Source organism: Herbaspirillum autotrophicum, from assembly GCF_001189915.1.
Lineage (GTDB): Bacteria > Pseudomonadota > Gammaproteobacteria > Burkholderiales > Burkholderiaceae_D > Herbaspirillum > Herbaspirillum autotrophicum.
This window is the reverse complement of sequence record NZ_LFLS01000030.1, coordinates 1-15899: the sequence shown is the minus strand read 5'-3', so window position 1 is coordinate 15899 and position 15899 is coordinate 1. Positions and strand designations below refer to the sequence as shown.

Annotated in this window: 13 protein-coding genes; 6 read left to right on the top strand and 7 right to left on the bottom strand. The window is 60.5% G+C overall.

Annotation, left to right across the window (positions count from 1 at the left end; translation table 11 throughout):
- Nucleotides 1–265: 265 nt before the first annotated feature.
- The 3 genes from AKL27_RS20185 to AKL27_RS20175 all read right to left on the bottom strand — a co-directional run bounded on the left by AKL27_RS20185 (nt 266) and on the right by AKL27_RS20175 (nt 4264).
- Nucleotides 266–598, bottom strand: a complete 333-nt coding sequence (locus tag AKL27_RS20185; protein WP_157057022.1) for a hypothetical protein — start codon at nt 596–598, stop codon at nt 266–268.
- 227 nt (nt 599–825) lie between these two features.
- Complete coding sequence (locus AKL27_RS20180) at nt 826–3027, bottom strand: calcium-binding protein (protein ID WP_050464667.1); 2202 nt, start codon at nt 3025–3027, stop codon at nt 826–828.
- 352 nt (nt 3028–3379) lie between these two features.
- Entirely contained in the window at nt 3380–4264 is an 885-nt protein-coding gene (locus AKL27_RS20175) for a LysR family transcriptional regulator (protein WP_050464666.1), read from the bottom strand.
- A 110-nt stretch (nt 4265–4374) separates the two neighbouring features.
- On the opposite strand from AKL27_RS20175, the gene AKL27_RS20170 reads away from it, so the two are divergent.
- Genes AKL27_RS20170 through AKL27_RS20155 form a run of 4 tightly spaced genes read left to right on the top strand, consistent with a single transcriptional unit; the run spans nt 4375 to nt 9069 of the window.
- Nucleotides 4375–5742: a dihydroorotase gene (locus tag AKL27_RS20170; RefSeq protein ID WP_050464665.1), complete on the top strand. Its 1368-nt coding sequence runs from the start codon at nt 4375–4377 to the stop codon at nt 5740–5742.
- Between the two features lie 35 nt (nt 5743–5777).
- Nucleotides 5778–7088 (top strand): Zn-dependent hydrolase, encoded by a 1311-nt coding sequence (locus AKL27_RS20165; protein ID WP_050464664.1) that lies wholly within the window; start codon nt 5778–5780, stop codon nt 7086–7088.
- Complete coding sequence (locus tag AKL27_RS20160; protein ID WP_050464663.1) at nt 7085–8461, top strand: UbiD family decarboxylase; 1377 nt, start codon at nt 7085–7087, stop codon at nt 8459–8461. The genes AKL27_RS20165 and AKL27_RS20160 overlap by 4 nt, the downstream gene beginning before the upstream one ends.
- Nucleotides 8458–9069 (top strand): UbiX family flavin prenyltransferase, encoded by a 612-nt coding sequence (locus tag AKL27_RS20155; protein WP_269749261.1) that lies wholly within the window; start codon nt 8458–8460, stop codon nt 9067–9069. The genes AKL27_RS20160 and AKL27_RS20155 overlap by 4 nt, the downstream gene beginning before the upstream one ends.
- 12 nt (nt 9070–9081) lie before the next feature.
- Here AKL27_RS20155 and AKL27_RS20150 read toward each other — a convergent pair whose 3' ends face one another.
- Nucleotides 9082–9957, bottom strand: coding sequence for a LysR substrate-binding domain-containing protein (locus AKL27_RS20150; protein ID WP_050464662.1), 876 nt, complete (start codon nt 9955–9957; stop codon nt 9082–9084).
- A gap of 223 nt (nt 9958–10180) precedes the next feature.
- Between AKL27_RS20150 and AKL27_RS20145 the strand changes: the two genes are divergently transcribed.
- The gene (locus tag AKL27_RS20145; protein ID WP_198156029.1) at nt 10181–10588 is read left to right on the top strand and encodes a GlcG/HbpS family heme-binding protein; all 408 of its coding nucleotides are present in this window, start codon (nt 10181–10183) and stop codon (nt 10586–10588) included.
- Nucleotides 10589–10624: 36 nt separating this feature from the next.
- Nucleotides 10625–12190: an MFS transporter gene (locus tag AKL27_RS20140; RefSeq protein WP_198156025.1), complete on the top strand. Its 1566-nt coding sequence runs from the start codon at nt 10625–10627 to the stop codon at nt 12188–12190.
- A gap of 23 nt (nt 12191–12213) precedes the next feature.
- On the opposite strand, the gene AKL27_RS20135 is transcribed toward AKL27_RS20140, so the two are convergent.
- The 3 genes from AKL27_RS20135 to AKL27_RS20125 form a co-directional block, all read right to left on the bottom strand.
- Nucleotides 12214–13470, bottom strand: a complete 1257-nt coding sequence (locus AKL27_RS20135; RefSeq protein WP_232311050.1) for an MFS transporter — start codon at nt 13468–13470, stop codon at nt 12214–12216.
- Nucleotides 13471–13613: 143 nt separating this feature from the next.
- Entirely contained in the window at nt 13614–14612 is a 999-nt protein-coding gene (locus AKL27_RS20130; RefSeq protein ID WP_050464659.1) for a 4-hydroxythreonine-4-phosphate dehydrogenase PdxA, read from the bottom strand.
- Between the two features lie 198 nt (nt 14613–14810).
- Nucleotides 14811–15737: a LysR family transcriptional regulator gene (locus AKL27_RS20125; protein WP_050464658.1), complete on the bottom strand. Its 927-nt coding sequence runs from the start codon at nt 15735–15737 to the stop codon at nt 14811–14813.
- Nucleotides 15738–15899 lie beyond the last annotated feature (162 nt).

Here is a 15899-nt window from a genome sequence, read left to right as displayed (position 1 = left end):
TGTATAACAAGACGTTAATGCGATTTATTGGTGCAATGCAGTAGTTTCACGCTTGCCCCGCAATCACGAGGGATAGCGCGCTCCGACCAGCATGTGTGCGCATAAAAACAGGGCACAGCCGCACCACGACGGCGATAGCGGCGCGGTGCAAATAATTTGATCGGGATCAAAAAACGGCGGGAAGTGTTGTCTGTCTGAAAAGCAGTAGTCAGGTTATAGCGACGTAGTACAGGCAATGCGCAGGCAGATTCCGGTACAGATTGCCTCAGCGTGGTATCGCTGCCATAGACGCCACCGTAAACCCGAACGCCTTGCTTGTCGCCGAGGCCGCCATACGCAGCGGCGCAGCAGTCGGCTTGTCGCCTTCGATCACGATCATGCCGCGACACAAGACCCGCATGCGATCCTTGATGCGCTTGAAGAACAGCGCCTTTTCCTTTCTTTCTTCCTGTGTCTCGCCGGGGTGATCGTTCTGTGCATGATCGGCGACCAGTACGAACTGCTGGCCTTTACCGAGCAGTTGCTGAAACTGTTCTTCGACCGATAAAGGAGATTCCCCATGCGAGCGCAGGAACACAAGGGGGGGAACGTGAATCATCAATCAACATGGCTGACTTCCTCTTCAAGAAAACGATAACAGGGGCGTTGTGAACGACTCTTTTCCCGTCGCCCACCGCTCTGCCAGCATGTCACTGATTTGCATTTGCGGCGCTTGCATCAGCGCCAGATTGTCGCTCGCAGCCGCCAATGAATGGGAAAATCCAACGGGCATCGACGCCGGCATCGATGCCCGGGCTGCAATCCAGAAGGGCCTGGACGCGCCGGTTAGGTGAGCTTCGGCGATCCGTCTTGCATTGCGTTTGCCGACAGCAAACTCTGATTGGCCCGTCCAAATGGGGTATCCGTCAACAGCGCACGTGCCGGCGTCAGGGACATCGATGACAGATTGCCTTTTCTCGCATATTGGTACGCGAAGTCGCCGCCGATTGCCGCATCATCACTGCCGCTGAGGTAGCAATCCGCCATGGAGGAAGACAAGGCCCAGCCGGTCAGCGTCGCGCTGTCGGCGCGCGCCTGATCAAATGCCGAAACCAGACCTGCAAAGTTGAATTGCGTGATTTTCTTGTTGTTGATGACGCCGGCCGATGCGGCGTCATAGTCGGCGCTGTCTTCAATCACCATTTGCAGTGTTGCAATGCTGCGCAGATTGTCGTGGCGATACCAGTCTTTGAACGTGAGGTGTTCGTCGGTGCCGGTGAGCAGCGTCAGATCGTTGGCATGCTTGCTGAACAACAGGTCGGCATAAGCGATACCGTTACCGAGTGACAGCACATTATCCTTGCCATTGCTGGCGAAGACCTGGTCCTGCCCGTCACCGCGATTGAATGCAATAATGTCGCAGCCGCTGCCGGTCGTCACGCTGTCGTTGCCGGTGCCGCCGATGAACAGTTCGTTACCGGCACCACCCTGCAGCACATCGTTGCCGGCACCGCCGTCGAGCAGGTTGTGGCCGCTGCCGCCATGCAAGCGGTCATTGCCATCCTGCCCCTGCAATAGGTCCGCGCCTTCGCCGCCGTGCAGTTCATCATTCCCGCTGCCGCCGAACAACGCATCATCGCCGGCGCCGCCATACAGGCGATCCGCACCGGTGCCGCCGTCGAGTATGTCATCACCGTCTTTGCCGTTCAGCATATCGTTGCCGCCCAGACCGATCAGCGTTTCTGCATCCGCGTAACCATACAGCACATCATCACCTGCGGTACCGGTGGTCACCATTTGCCTGACCGCCCCGACGTCCCACATGCTGCCGTCGGCAAATCTGATTTGCTCCACCTGACAACCATGGCTGGCATCGCCATAAAAGTAGCCTTCGATACGCAAGCTGTCGCTGCCCTCTTTGACCGACAACAACAGCGATTGCCGGTCCCGGCTCAACACCACATCGGCGACCGCAATGCCGGTGCCAAGCTGTACCACATCGCGCTTGCCAGTCCGGGCTTCATACGAGGAAATGGTGTCGTGTCCGGAACCGATGCCAAACAGATAGGTGTCATCGCCGCTGCCGCCATCGAGCCGGTCATTGCCGCTGCCACCGTCCAGCGTATCGTCGCCGGCGTTGCCATACAAACGGTCATTGCCGTCCTGCCCCCGCAACACATCCGCACCATCGCCGCCGTACAACGCATCATTGCCGCTGCCGCCTGCCAGGCGGTCATCGCCGCTGTCGCCATGCAGACGATCGGCGCCGGCGCCGCCATCGAGCACGTCATTGCCGCCCTTGCCGTCCAGCATATCGTTACCCGCCAGACCGGCCAGCGTATCCGCGCCGGCGTATCCATACAGGACATCGTCGCCTGCAGTACCGGTCGTTACCATTTGCCTGACCATCTCCACATCCCATATGGTGCCGTCGGCAAAGCGGATTTGTTCAGCCTGACAGCCATGGCTGGCGTCGCCGTAGAAGTAATCGTTCACACGCAAACTGTCGGTGCTGCCCTTGATCGATAACTGCAATGATTGCCACTCCCGGCTCAACACAATATCGGCGACCGTAATACCGGCACCGAGCTGAATTACATCGCGCTTGCCGGCCCGGTCTTCAAATGCTGAAATGATGTCCTGCCCGGAGCCGATGCCAAACAGGTAGGTATCGTTGCCGCTGCCGCCATCGAGCATGTCATTGCCGGCACCACCATCGAGCGTATCGTCGCCGGCATCGCCATACAGATGGTCGTTGCCATCCTGACCGCGCAACCAGTCTGCGCCATCACCGCCGCGCAATGCGTCATTTCCGCTGCCGCCGGACACGATGTCATCGCCGGCATCGCCATGCAATACATCGTTGCCGGCGCCGCCAAAGATGATGTCGTCACCGCCGCCGCCGTGAATCCGGTCATCCGCATCGCCAGCCACCACCATTTCATCCGCCGCAGTGCCGTCGTACTGATTGCCGCCGGATTGCGGCGTGATGATTTCCCGGGCCTCTTCCGCCCCGTCGATAACAATTACCTTGATCGTCTTGCTCATTTTTCACCTCCGAAAGTAATCGGTACGTGCTGCGTACGTGCCGCACTGGATTAACAAAATGACAATCATGAAATGGTGACTCTATCCACATTATTTCCAAATTGCAACTTTTAAAAAGCGAAGGGAATTGCCGAAAGGCGAAAGGATGACGTGCGATTTCTTTGCGACGACGGGTGCAACCGGCGGCGACTGCGCTGTGGACAAGGAGTCATCCGGAGCAGAAAAATGATGACGACCACATGGTGCCGTGGTCGTTGATGCTGCCGGACGGAGTGACTTTTTCAGAACGCCGGATTTATCTGCGGCGCATCGTGTGATCGCAGCACCGGTCACGGACACCAGCGTTGGTCACCTACGTCCCCAACGACTCCAGCACCGTCACAAACTCCTGCGCCAGCCGCGACAGCGGTTCCAGTTGCAGGTTGAAGACATTGATCGGGGCGTTGACGGCGGGTGCGACCGGGATCGCAACCACCTTGGACCAGATCGGGCCTTTGATCGTGACTTCATCGACCAGCGCCACGCCGACGCCGGCTTGCACCATGGCGCAGGCGACGTGGGCTTGCTGCACCTCGACTCTGGGTACCGGCTGATGTTCTTCCGCACCGAAGATTTGCTGTACCAGCTGACCGAACGGAATGTCGCTGCTGTAGCCGACGAACGGTTCGTCGATCAGGTCGTGGACCTTGACTTCCTTGCGTCCGGCCAGGCGGTGATTGAGCGGCAACACGGCGACGATGGGATTTTTGTACAGCGGACGGATGTCGAGACTGGGATGCGCCACCGGCATGTAAGTCACGCCCAGTTCCACCTGCTGGGTCAGCAGGCCTTGCAGCATGGCACTCGGAATCAGGGTATGCAATACGATCCGCACTTCCGGATAGCGCTCGCAAAAAATCGCCACCGCGCGCGGCATCAGGGACTGTCCGATGTTGGGACTGCTGGCGATGCGCAACTGGCCGATGCGGTTTTCCGCCAGATTTTCGGCGACCTCATTGACCCGCTGCACGCTTTGATAGACGGCGCTGACTTCTTCAAACAGACGGCGCGCTTCCGGCGTCGGATACAGACGGCCCTTGATGCGCTGGAACAGCATCAGGCCCAGCCGTTGCTCGGTATAGGAAATCAGGCGGCTGACAGCGGGTTGCGAAACATACAACAATTTCGAGGCACCGCTGATGGAGCCGCTGAGCATGATGGCCCGGAACACTTCAATCTGACGCAAGTTCAACTTCATAAGCCTTAACCTGATGTTAATTGGATCGCATATATAAGCATAAGGCATTTTGGCTTGCGCCACCCTACACTTTCGCATGAGAAGGTAATACAACCCATGCGGAGTAAATAATGAGCGATTTCGATCTGGTGGCGCACGGCAATATTGTCGAGGCCGAAGGCATAGTGGAGAACGGTTGGATCGGCGTGCGCGACGGCAAGGTGGCGGCGCGCGGCCAGGGCAAACCGCCGGCAGCGAAGGAAACGCTGGATGCCGGCGGCCGCTGGATCATGCCGGGCGTGGTGGACGGTCAGGTGCATTCCGGCAGTCAGGCCGGTCAGGAAGGATTGGGCTGGGCCTCGCGTGCGGCGGCCGCCGGCGGCGTCACCGTGATGGTGGATATGCCGTATGACGATCCCGAGCCGGTGGCGTCACGGCCGCAACTCGATGCCAAGATCGCCGAAGTGGAACGCGATTGCCACGTCGATGTGGCGTTGTTCGGTACCCTCAACGACAAGCATGGCATGCAAGCCGCCGCGGGTCTGATCGAAGGCGGCGTGTGCGCCTTCAAGTTTTCTACCTTTGAAGCAACGCCGGGACGTTTCCCGCGCGTCGACGAAGATGATCTGTATGAAGCGTTCCGCCTCATCGCGCCGTCCGGTCTGGTATGCGGCGTGCATAACCAGATGCAGGAATTGACGCGCAAGAATATCAAGCGCCTGATCGACGCCGGCGATACCGGCTGGGATGCGTTCATGCGCGCCCATACGCCGCTGATCGAAAATCTGGCGACCGCACTGATTTATGAAATCGGCGCCGAAACCGGTGCCCGCGCACATGCGGTGCATGTGTCGACCTCGCGTGGTTTCGAACTGTGCAACATGTATCGCCAGGCCGGCCATCACAGCACGATTGAAACCTGCATCCAATATCTGATGCTGAATCACGAAGAACACAGCAAGAAGTTCGGCGCCAAGACCAAGCATTACCCGCCGATCCGGCCGCAAGCCGAAGTCGATCTGCTGTGGACCCACATCGCCAATGACGCCTGCACGTTCGTGTCGTCGGATCACGTCAGCTGGGGTCTGGAACGCAAGGGCAATCCCAATATCTTCAAGAACTCGTCCGGCGGTCCCGGACTGGAAACCTTGTTGCCGGCGTTCTGGACCGGTTGCGAAGAACACGGCATTTCACCATCGATGGTGGTGCGTCAGCTGAGCCGCAATCCGGCCCGCCACTTCTTACTGGATGACCGCAAGGGTTCGCTCGATGTCGGCGCCGATGCCGACATCATCGTACTGAGCCCGGAAACCTATCTGTTCGATCCATCCCGCAGTTTGTCGGCGGTGCAATGGAGTTCATTCGAAGGCCGCCGGTTCACGGTCAAGGTCGCCGCCACGTACTGCCGCGGCCAGTTGGTATTCGATGGCAACGGCATCGTCAACCAGGCTGGCGATGGTCGCTTCCTGCGTCCGCATCGCGGCCCCCTGACGGCCTGAGCGACGCTTATCCATTTTCCTTCGGAATCATCATCATGTCCCATCAAGAACCTCTCCCGACGCTGCCGCCGCTCAATGCCGAGCGCCTGTGGCAACGCGTCGAAACGCTGTCGACAATGACGCTGCCGGACGTCCCCTGGACACGCCGCGCCTTTTCACCATTGTTTGTCGAAGCACGCGCGTGGCTGCGCGAGCAATTCATCGCTGCCGGCATGCAAGTGCATCAGGATGCCGGCGGCAATCTGGTCGGCCGCTTGCCGGCGCGGACCGACGCCTCCGGCAATGTCCCTGACAATCAACGCAAACCCATCATCACCGGTTCCCATTGCGACACGGTGATGATGGGCGGTCGCTTCGATGGCATCATCGGCGTGCTGGCCGGCATCGAAGTGGCGCATACGCTGCATGAAAACGGCATCGAACTGGACCATCCGTTTGAAGTGATCGACTTCCTGTCGGAAGAACCGAGCGACTACGGCATTTCCTGCATCGGCAGCCGCGCCTTTTCCGGCGCGCTCGGCGCCGACATGCTGGCGGCCCGCAATCCGGACGGCGAAACGCTGGCCGAGGGCATGCGCCGCATCGCTTGTCAGCCCGAACTGTTGAGCCAGCCGCTGCATGCAGCCAACAGCACTGCTGCGTTTGTCGAATTGCATATCGAACAGGGACCAGTACTCGAAAAACGCGGCTTGCCGATTGGCGTGGTGACCAATATCGTCGGTATCCGCCGCGTGTCGTTTACGGTATTGGGGCAGCCGGATCATGCCGGCACCACGCCGATGGACATCCGCCACGATGCACTGGCCGGCGCCGCCCGCATCATCGATGCCGCCAACCGCAAGGCCACTGCATTGTCGGGTCGTCCGCATTATGTGGTGGCCACCATTGGCCGCCTGTCGCTCACGCCGAACGCATCGAATGCGGTGCCCGGTAAAGTCGAGATGATGATGGAAGTGCGCAGTGAAAACAGCGCCATACTGGAAAGCTTCCCGGAGCAATTGATGGCAGAAGTTGCCGATGGCCTGACGCAATTGCGGGTCAAGGTCGAGATGCAGACCGTCAGTCGCTCCAAGCCGACCGATTGCGATGAAATGGTGATGCGCACCATCGAACAGGCCGCCGGCGCGCTGCAGTACCAGACCATGCGCATGCCGAGCGGCGCCGGTCACGATGCTGTGTACATGGCGCCGACCGGCCCCATCGGCATGATCTTCATCCCCTGCCTCAATGGCCGCAGCCACTGCCCGGAAGAATGGATAGAACCGGCGCAATTGCTGGATGGCACCCGCGTGTTGTATCAGACCGTACTGGAACTGGATCGCCGTTTGCAGGAGCAAGACGCATGAGCCAGATCAATGCCGCACCACCGGCGCGTCAGTCACTGCGCGCCTTTCTGGAACAGTTGGAAGTACAACGGCAATTGCATCACGTCAGCGACGCCGTCGCCACCGACTATGAAATGTCGGCCTGGCTGGCGCAATTGTCGGCCGGCAAGGCAGTGCAGTTCGACACCATCAAAGGTCACGCGGTGCGCGCCGTCGGCAATATCCTGAATTCGCGCGAACGCATTGCGGCCGGCATGAACATGACACCGGATGCCATGCAGGCGCAGATCATGGCGTCGATCGGCAATGGCATCAAGCCGGTCGATATCGGCCACGGCCCGTGCCAGGAAGTGATCGTGGAGCAACCGGATCTGGCCAGGGAGTTACCGGTGCCACGTTTCTTTGCCGACGAAACCGGCGCGTATATCACCGCCGGTGTCATCATCGCGCGTGACAGCGTGACCGGACGCGGCAATGCCTCCTACGCCCGCATCAAACTGTTGGGCGGCAATCGCGGCATGGTCGGCATCGCCCCTAATCACCATCTGGCGGTGATGGCACGCGCCGCGCAGGCGCGTGGCGAAAAACTCGATATCGCGGTGGCCATCGGCAATCATCCGGCACTGCTGATTGCCGCCGCACTTTACCTGCGGCTCGGCGACGATGAACTGGAATGCGCCGGCGCCTTGCTCGGTGAAGCGCTGCAAACCGTCGCCTGCCGCACCATTCCGCTGGCGGTGCCGGCGCATTGTGAAATCGTGCTGGAAGGCACGCTCGATCTGGAACAACAGCATGAAGAAGTACTGGTGTCGGAATATCACGGCATGTACGAACCCTACGGCAGCGGACCGGTAGCACAGTTCCATTGCCTGACGCGGCGCCATGACGCGCTGCTGCAAGTGATCCAGCCCGGCTACTATCCGGAACACACCCTGATCGGCGGCGTCGCGATTGCGGCCGGACTGGCGCAGGTATTGCGTGCGGCAGCGGTGCCGGTACGCGAAGTGGCGGTCGGCCACGGCGGCTGCGGCCGTCTGAGCGCGGTGGTCAGCCTGCATGCGCATCGCCCCGGCGAAGCCAGAAAAGTCATGTTTGCACTGTGGGGCAACGTCAACCTGATCAAGCACATCACGGTCGTTGATGCCGATATCGATCCGTGGAATAGCAATGAAGTGGAATGGGCGGTGGCGACCCGCATGCGCGCCGACCGCGATTTGCTGGTGGTGCCGGGCGCGCGTACCGATCGCTCGGAACCGATCAAGCATGACAGCGTGATTGCCAAGATGGGCATGGATGCCACTCGCAAGGAGGGCGACCGGCCTGACTGGCGGCGTGCGGTGCCGCCGGAAGAACTGATGCAGCAGGTGCGGGCGCGACTGGCGGCACAGACATGAGCCAGATGATCTCGCAGACGGCATCACAAGCACCGCGCCGCCGGCGCATGGTGGTTGGCATCAGCGGCGCCTCCGGCGTGATCTATGGCATCCGTCTGTTGCAGATGCTGCGGCGCTGCCAGATTGAATCGCATCTGGTGATGAGCCGTTCGGCGCAAGTCACGCTGGCGTGCGAAAGCGATCTGAAAATTGCCGACCTGCAGGCGCTGGCCGATGTCAGCTATCCGAATACCGATATCGGCGCCGCCATCGCCAGCGGTTCGTTCAAGGTCGATGGCATGATCATCGCGCCGTGCTCGGTCAAGAGCATGTCGGAAATCGCCAGCGGCTGCACCAGTTCGTTGTTGTCGCGTGCCGCCGATGTCATGCTCAAGGAGCGCCGGCGACTGGTATTGATGTTGCGCGAAACGCCGCTGCATCTCGGCCACATCCGCAGCATGGCCGCCGTCACCGAAGCCGGCGCCATTCTGTATCCGCCGGTGCCGGCGTTTTACGCCAAACCGGCATCGCTGGAACAGATGATCGATCACACATTGGGTCGGGTGCTCGACCTGTTCGATATCGACGTCCCGGAAGTGCAGCGCTGGCATGGCACGGCGGCAGCCTGACACACCTGCGCGCTAAGCCGGCGCCAGCGCCAGCAGCCGGGTAATGAAGGCCTGCACTGCCGGCGCTTTTTCAAAGCGGCGATACGCGACCGCAATTTCAGAGGTAATCATCTTGCCTGCGACTTCGCGGTAACTGACGCCGGGAATGTTGATGCTGGCCACCACCGAATGCGGCACCACGGCGCAGCCGACACCGAGCGATACCGCGCTCAGCACGCTGACCAGACTGCCGGGGCGATCCACGATACGTGGTGAAAACCGGCCGCGACGGCCGATTTCCAGCGTACCGTTTTCCTGTTCCGGGACGATGAAATTCTGATTGCCGAGCCGGCGCGCCGCAATCACTTTCAGTTGCGCCAGCGCTGAAGCCGCCGGCACCGCAATCACGAAACGGTCGCGCAAGACGACAGTGCTGACAATGCCTTCCGGATAAAACAGCGGCGGCCGCAACAATGCCAGATCGATGCGGCCCTGATCGAGCATGAATGGCAATTGCTGCATCGGATATTCATGCGCATCAACCTGCAAACCCGGATAGCTGTCACGAAACGCCGCTATCTGTTCCTGCAACACCCCGGCGTACACGGCTGAAGCCACATACCCTACCGCCACCCGCCCCAATTCGCCACGTCCGGCCCGCCGCGCTGCTTCCTGCGCCTGCCCGATCTGCTGCATGGCGCGTTGCGCTTCACCGAGAAATACCTCGCCGGCTGCGGTCAGCGCCACTGAGCGCTTGGTGCGCAAAAACAGCCGCGCACCGAGAAAACGTTCGGTTTCCTGAATCTGTTTGCTCAAGGCCGGCGGCGAAATGCCCAGCTCGGCAGCGGCGCGGCTGAAATGCAGAGAACGGGCAACGGCGAGGAAGCAACGGAAGTGACGTAGTTCCATATCGGTTTTCCTGGATGCAACTTTGCATCATCAACTATTAACCATGGCGACATTATATTGACCACAGCTTATAACAATGAATAAGACTGTGCCGATTAGAATGCAGATTCCCTCCCCGCTTTGCAAAGGACTTGCCATGATCAAATCACTGACTTCCGCTGCCGTCTTGCTGTTCACGCTGTCATCGGCACTGCCGGCAATGGCCGCAGACGATGTCGCCAGCCTGCCGACCAAACCGGTGCTGACCTTGCAACTGGCCAAGAAAATTGCTGCTGCGGCAGCCGCCGAAGCCGACAAGAATTCCTGGCCCAGCGTGATTGCGATTGTCGATGACGGCGGCTGGCCGCTGTATCTGGAACGCATGAACAATACCCAGGTCACGGCAAGCGCCTTGATCGCGCCGGAAAAAGCCCGCACCGCGGCCTTGTTCAAACGTCCTTCGGCCGATCTTGAAAATGCCATCAACAATGGTCGTCCGGCTGCCATTACCGCCCCCGGTTTCGTGATGATGGAAGGCGGCTTGCCGATTGTGGTGAATGGCAGCGTGATCGGCGCCATTGGCGTCAGTGGCGGCACCAAGGCGCAGGACAGCCAGATCGCCAAGGCTGGCCTGGAAGCACTGAAACACTAAGACCGATAACAAGAACCACGACAGCGAGACATCACCATGAGCAGCAGCGAGATCAGCCGCACCGGCATTGACAGCGCGTCCGGCACGCGCAGTTCCGGCAGCAATATGTGGACCTTGCTGACCTGTTCCAGCGTCTGTTCGCTGATCATGCTCGACACCAACGTGGTGGCGGTCTCGCTGCCGGCCATTGCGCGCTCGCTCAATGCCAGCTTTGTCGATGTCGAATGGGTGGTGAGCGCCTATATGCTGGCGTTCGCTTCCTTCCTGCTGCCGGCCGGCAGCATCGCCGACCGCCTTGGCCGGCGCCGCGTGATGCTGTTTGGTCTGGGGGTATTCGCACTGGCTTCGCTGTTATGCGGCCTGGCCTGGACGCCGCTGATACTGAACATCGCGCGCGCCATCAAAGGCATCGGCGCCGCCTTGCTGCTGACGTCGGCGCTGGCGGTGATCGGTCATGTCTTTCACGGCGAGCAGGAACGCGCCCGCGCGTGGTCGATCTGGGGTGCCTGCATGGGTGTGGCGATGACGATTGCGCCGATGCTCGGCGGCGTCATCACGGCCACGCTGGGATGGCGCTGGATTTTTTATCTGAACTTGCCGGTGGTGGCCATTCTGGTACTGCTGGTGCGCCGTCATGTCGAAGAGTCCAGCGACGCCGCCAGTACCCGTTTCGATCCGCTCGGTGCCGGCTTGTTTTCGGGCGGCCTGTTTTGCATCATCTGGGCCCTGATCGGCGGCAGCGTGTCCGGCTGGACCAGTGCCGTCACTAGCGCGCGCTTCGCCATCGGCCTGGCGCTGCTGGCGATCTTCGTGGTGGTGGAATTGCGTCAGCGCAATCCCATGATCGACCTTCATCTGTTCCGCCGCGCGGCATTCGTCGGCGCCGTCATGGGCATGTTCGGCTATGCCGTCTCGGCGCAGGTTCTGATGACATTCCTGCCGCTGTATCTGCAAAATGCTTTCGATTATTCGGCGACCCTGGCCGGTTGCGCCATGTTGCCGTTTGCGATTGCGATGGTGTTGTCATCCCGGCTCGGTCCGCGTGCCCATCGCTATTTCGATGATCGCGGCGTCCTCACCATCGGCCTGATCATCGTTGCCATCGGCAATCTGGCTACCGCGCTGGCGGTGTCGCAACTGTCTTATCTGCTGGTGGCGCTGGGCATGATCGTCAGCGGCAGTGGCGCCGGCCTGCTCAACGGCACCACTCAGAAAGCCATTCTCGGCCGGGTCCCGCGCAGCCGCAGCGGCATGGGTTCCGGCATCAGCACCACGACCCGTTTCGTCGGCATCGTGCTGGCCGTCGGCGGCCTCGGCGGCGTGCTGGCGACCCGCACCGGCAATGCCTTCAATGCCACATTGGCCGGCAGCGGCGAACATGCCTTCCATGCGTCGCCGGAACTGATCGGCAAGATCGTGGCCGGCAATGCCGCCGATGCCTTCACCGGTTTGCCGGCGGCATCCCGGGCGGTGGCACATGCGGCAGCCCAGTCGGCGTTTATCAGCGGCTTTTCCGACGTGCTGTATCTGGCCTCGGCACTGGCGGCGATCAGCGCCTTTGCGGTGTACCGGCTGGCCGGCAGTGCGCAGCCAGCCAACTGAAGCGGCAACCGCATCACCTCACGTCAACTGTGCGCCAGCTTGGCCGCCTGCGCCGGCGACACATGCTCGATATCGTGATCCGGCTTGATCTTGACGGTGGCGATGGCGCCGATGATCAGGAACAATCCGGAACCCAGAAACGGCAGACTCCAGTTGCCGGTCCAGTCGACGATGGCGCCAAACACCACCGGTGAAATGATGGTGGCCAGTGCGGCGCCGGTGTTGAGCATGCCGCTGGCGGTGCCGGCAAATTTCGGCGCCACATCCATCGGTACGGCCCAGATCGGTCCGATGGTCAATTCCAGCATGAAGAATGCGCCCGACAGACACCACACCACCACATTCACATCGTGGCTGAGCATGACCGGAATCAGGAAGCAGAATGCGCCCAGCAGACTCAGCACGATCACGCCTTGCCGCGCCACCCGCAGATTGCCGGTGCGCTTGAGCAAACGGTCACTGATCAGACCGCCGGTGACATCACCGACCACGCCGGCAAAGAACACGCCGGAAGCAAAGATCGCCGATTTCTTGAGATCAAGGTGATAGGCATTCATGAAGAAGATCGGGACCCAGCTGAAGAACAGGGTATTGGTCCAGACCTGACAGAAATACACGAAGATGGTCGGCGACATGCGGCGCAAGATCTTTTTCCACGGCGTCTGGTCGGCGCCGCTGGCGGTGGTCTTGTCATACTCCGGCAGGAACGTCAGTTCGGTTTCATTGATACCGGGATGCTCGCGCGGATTATCTTTGTAATAAAAAATCCAGACCAGAATCCACAGAGAAGTCAGCGCCCCGACAATCACGAACGCCGCGCGCCACGAATGCAAGGCGATCAGCAACGCCACCACCGGCGGCGCCACGGCATTGCCGAGACGCGAGAAAGAATGCGTGATGCCCTGCACGAAACCGCGATCCTTGCGCTGAAACCAGTTGGCAATCGCCCGCGCCTGCGCCGGCAATGCCGCGCCCTCGCCGATACCCAGCAGCAAGCGCGCCAGCACCAGCGACGTCAGGCCGCTGATGAAGCCGGTCGCGATAGTTGCCACCACCCAGATCGAACCGCATACGATCAGGGTTTTCTTGGCGCCCATGCGATCGGCAAACCAGCCGCCGATGATCTGGAATATCGCGTAGGTGTAACCGAAGGCGGAAAAAGCAATGCCGAGCGTGATGTTGGACAAGCCCAGCTCATCCTTGATCGGCCCGGCGGCAGCGGCCAGATTGACGCGATCCAGATACAGGATGAACGACATCGCGCAAAAAATGGCCAACATATATTTCTGGACATGGGTCTGACGCCCATGAAGGTCAATGGCTTGCATAGTCTCCTCGCACAAAGTGCAGGCGCCTCTGAGGACGCTCGTCGTGATAATGAAGGCCGGCGCTGCTGCGGTTTATCGCATGCCGCCGGCCGGGCTCAGCGATCTCTCGCAGCGTTGCGGCTCTCCCCCATGCGGCAGGCCAGTTCGAAGGCATTCGCCATGGCCGTCGACCTGGCAATGCCCTGACCGACGATGTCATACGCGGTGCCATGCGCCGGTGTCGTGATCGGGATCGGCAAACCGCCTTCGACCGTGACGCCGACATCGAAGCCCAGCAACTTGGTGGCGATCTGGCCCTGATCGTGATACATGGTGACGATACCGTCGAGCTTGCCGGCTTTGGCGCGCAAGAAAATGGTATCGGCCGGAAACGGACCTTCCGACGGATAACCGGCAGCGGCAGCCAGCGCGATGCCGGGTTCGATGATGCGGCTTTCTTCATCACCGTAATTGCCGTTGTCGCCGTTGTGCGGATTGAAGCCGCACACGCCGATGCGGGGTTGCGGCTTGCCAGCGGCGCGGAAAGCGTCGGTCAGCATGCTGATGGCAGTCGCCACGCCGTGCGGCGTCAACAATGACGACACCTCCTTGAGCGGCACGTGCGATGTCACGCGGCCGGTCCACAAATCATCCAGAATATTGAGCTCACCGCAGGCGCCGTCATAGTTGAGCAGTTTGGCGAACCAGCGCATTTCATCTTCTTCATGCATGCCGCCCTTGCGCATCGCCCCTTTGTTGAGCGGCGCAAAACACAGGGCATCGGCTTCACCGGCTTCGACCAGACGCGTGCCCAGCGTCAGCGATTCGAGAATGAAATTGCCGTTTTCGACGGCCGCCACGCCCGGCACGTATTCGCGTGTCAGCCCTGGCCAGTCAATGATGCGCACACTGTCCGAGTCGTGCGGCAGCGGCAGTTTTGCCGCACGCGCCGCCAGTTCCAGCGCCGGCCGGTTGGCAATCAGCGTGATATCGGCACGCGCTGCGGTAGCCGGATCAGACAACAAACGCAACACCAGTTCCGGACCGATGCCGGCCGGATCACCGACGGTCAGTGCGATGCGCGGTTTGGACGATAAAGACGGTACTGCCGACATGTATGCTCCTTTGCAAACCTGAAATGACGTCTTTCATTACGCCATCGCCGCAGCGATGCGCAACCGGACGCACAGGAATGCGCGGGAATGCCGGCGAGATGAAAACGATGGGCAACTATACGATCCGGCCGGCGGTTTGCTCCATCGCTATTTTGCTTAGGCAGGATTCGCATTTTGCGAAACCGGCGCCAATGCCCGCTAAGACCGGGGCGATTGCGGCAGCGCCTGGACCACGGCCATGCCTGACGATGACATCGCATGCGGTGGTTGATGGCAGATGACGAAGCGCCGGGTGGCCCACTCACCTTCGATGGGAATCGAGAGGAATTTACCGTCGCCGGCCAGCAGTGTCGCCACCGCCTCAGGCATCAGGCCAATACCCATCTGCTCGGCGACCATCGCCGCCATGCTGTGGAAACTGCGCACCAGAATGCGCATGTGCAATACCCGGTTGGCCTGCGCCGCCAGTCGTCCGAGCGTCAGCGAAATCGCCGCTCCTTCGCTGAGGCCGATCACTTCATGCGGCAGCAAATCTTCCAGCGTGACACTGGCGCGGCCAGCCAGCGGATGACCATGCGGCACCGCCAGCACCAGCCGGTCTTGCCGGTACGGCAAGGTCGGCAGCAAGGTGCCGCCGAGGGTGCTTTCATAAATACCGATATCGGCCACGCCGCGTGTCACTGCTTCCACCACGCCCTGGCTGTTGAGCTCCAGCAGATCGATCTTGATGCCCGGATGCAAACCCTGACAGCGACGGATATCCGGCGCCATGAATTGCAGCACCACCGAAGTACAAGCCGCCACCCGCACCACCCCCATATTGCCCTGACGGAACGCGGTAGCATCGTCCTGCATGCGCGCCACCGCATGCAACATGCTGCGCACATGCGCCAGCAAGGCCCGCCCGGCATCGGTCAGAGCCATGCCATGCGGCAAGCGTTCAAACAAGGCAATCCCGAATTGCGCCTCAAATTCCTGAATCCGCCGCGACGCCGCCGCCGGCGCCAGAAAGATACGCTCCGCCGCCTTGGTGACCGCCCCCAGCTCGGCAGTCGCTTCAAACAAGCGCAAGGTAGTCAGATCAAAATGGATGCGGTCAAGACTGATATCGCTGTGCGTGAACATGGAAGCAGCACGAAATTTCGGGCGGTTGGCTGGAAAAATGTATTCTAACCGCGTTCCCTCAATGCAAAAGGACGCTTGCGCGTCCTTTCACTTTTACTGCGTACAAAGCAACCACCAAACCGAGACCAAACCAATCACGGTTTTAGCTGGCAGCAATCAACC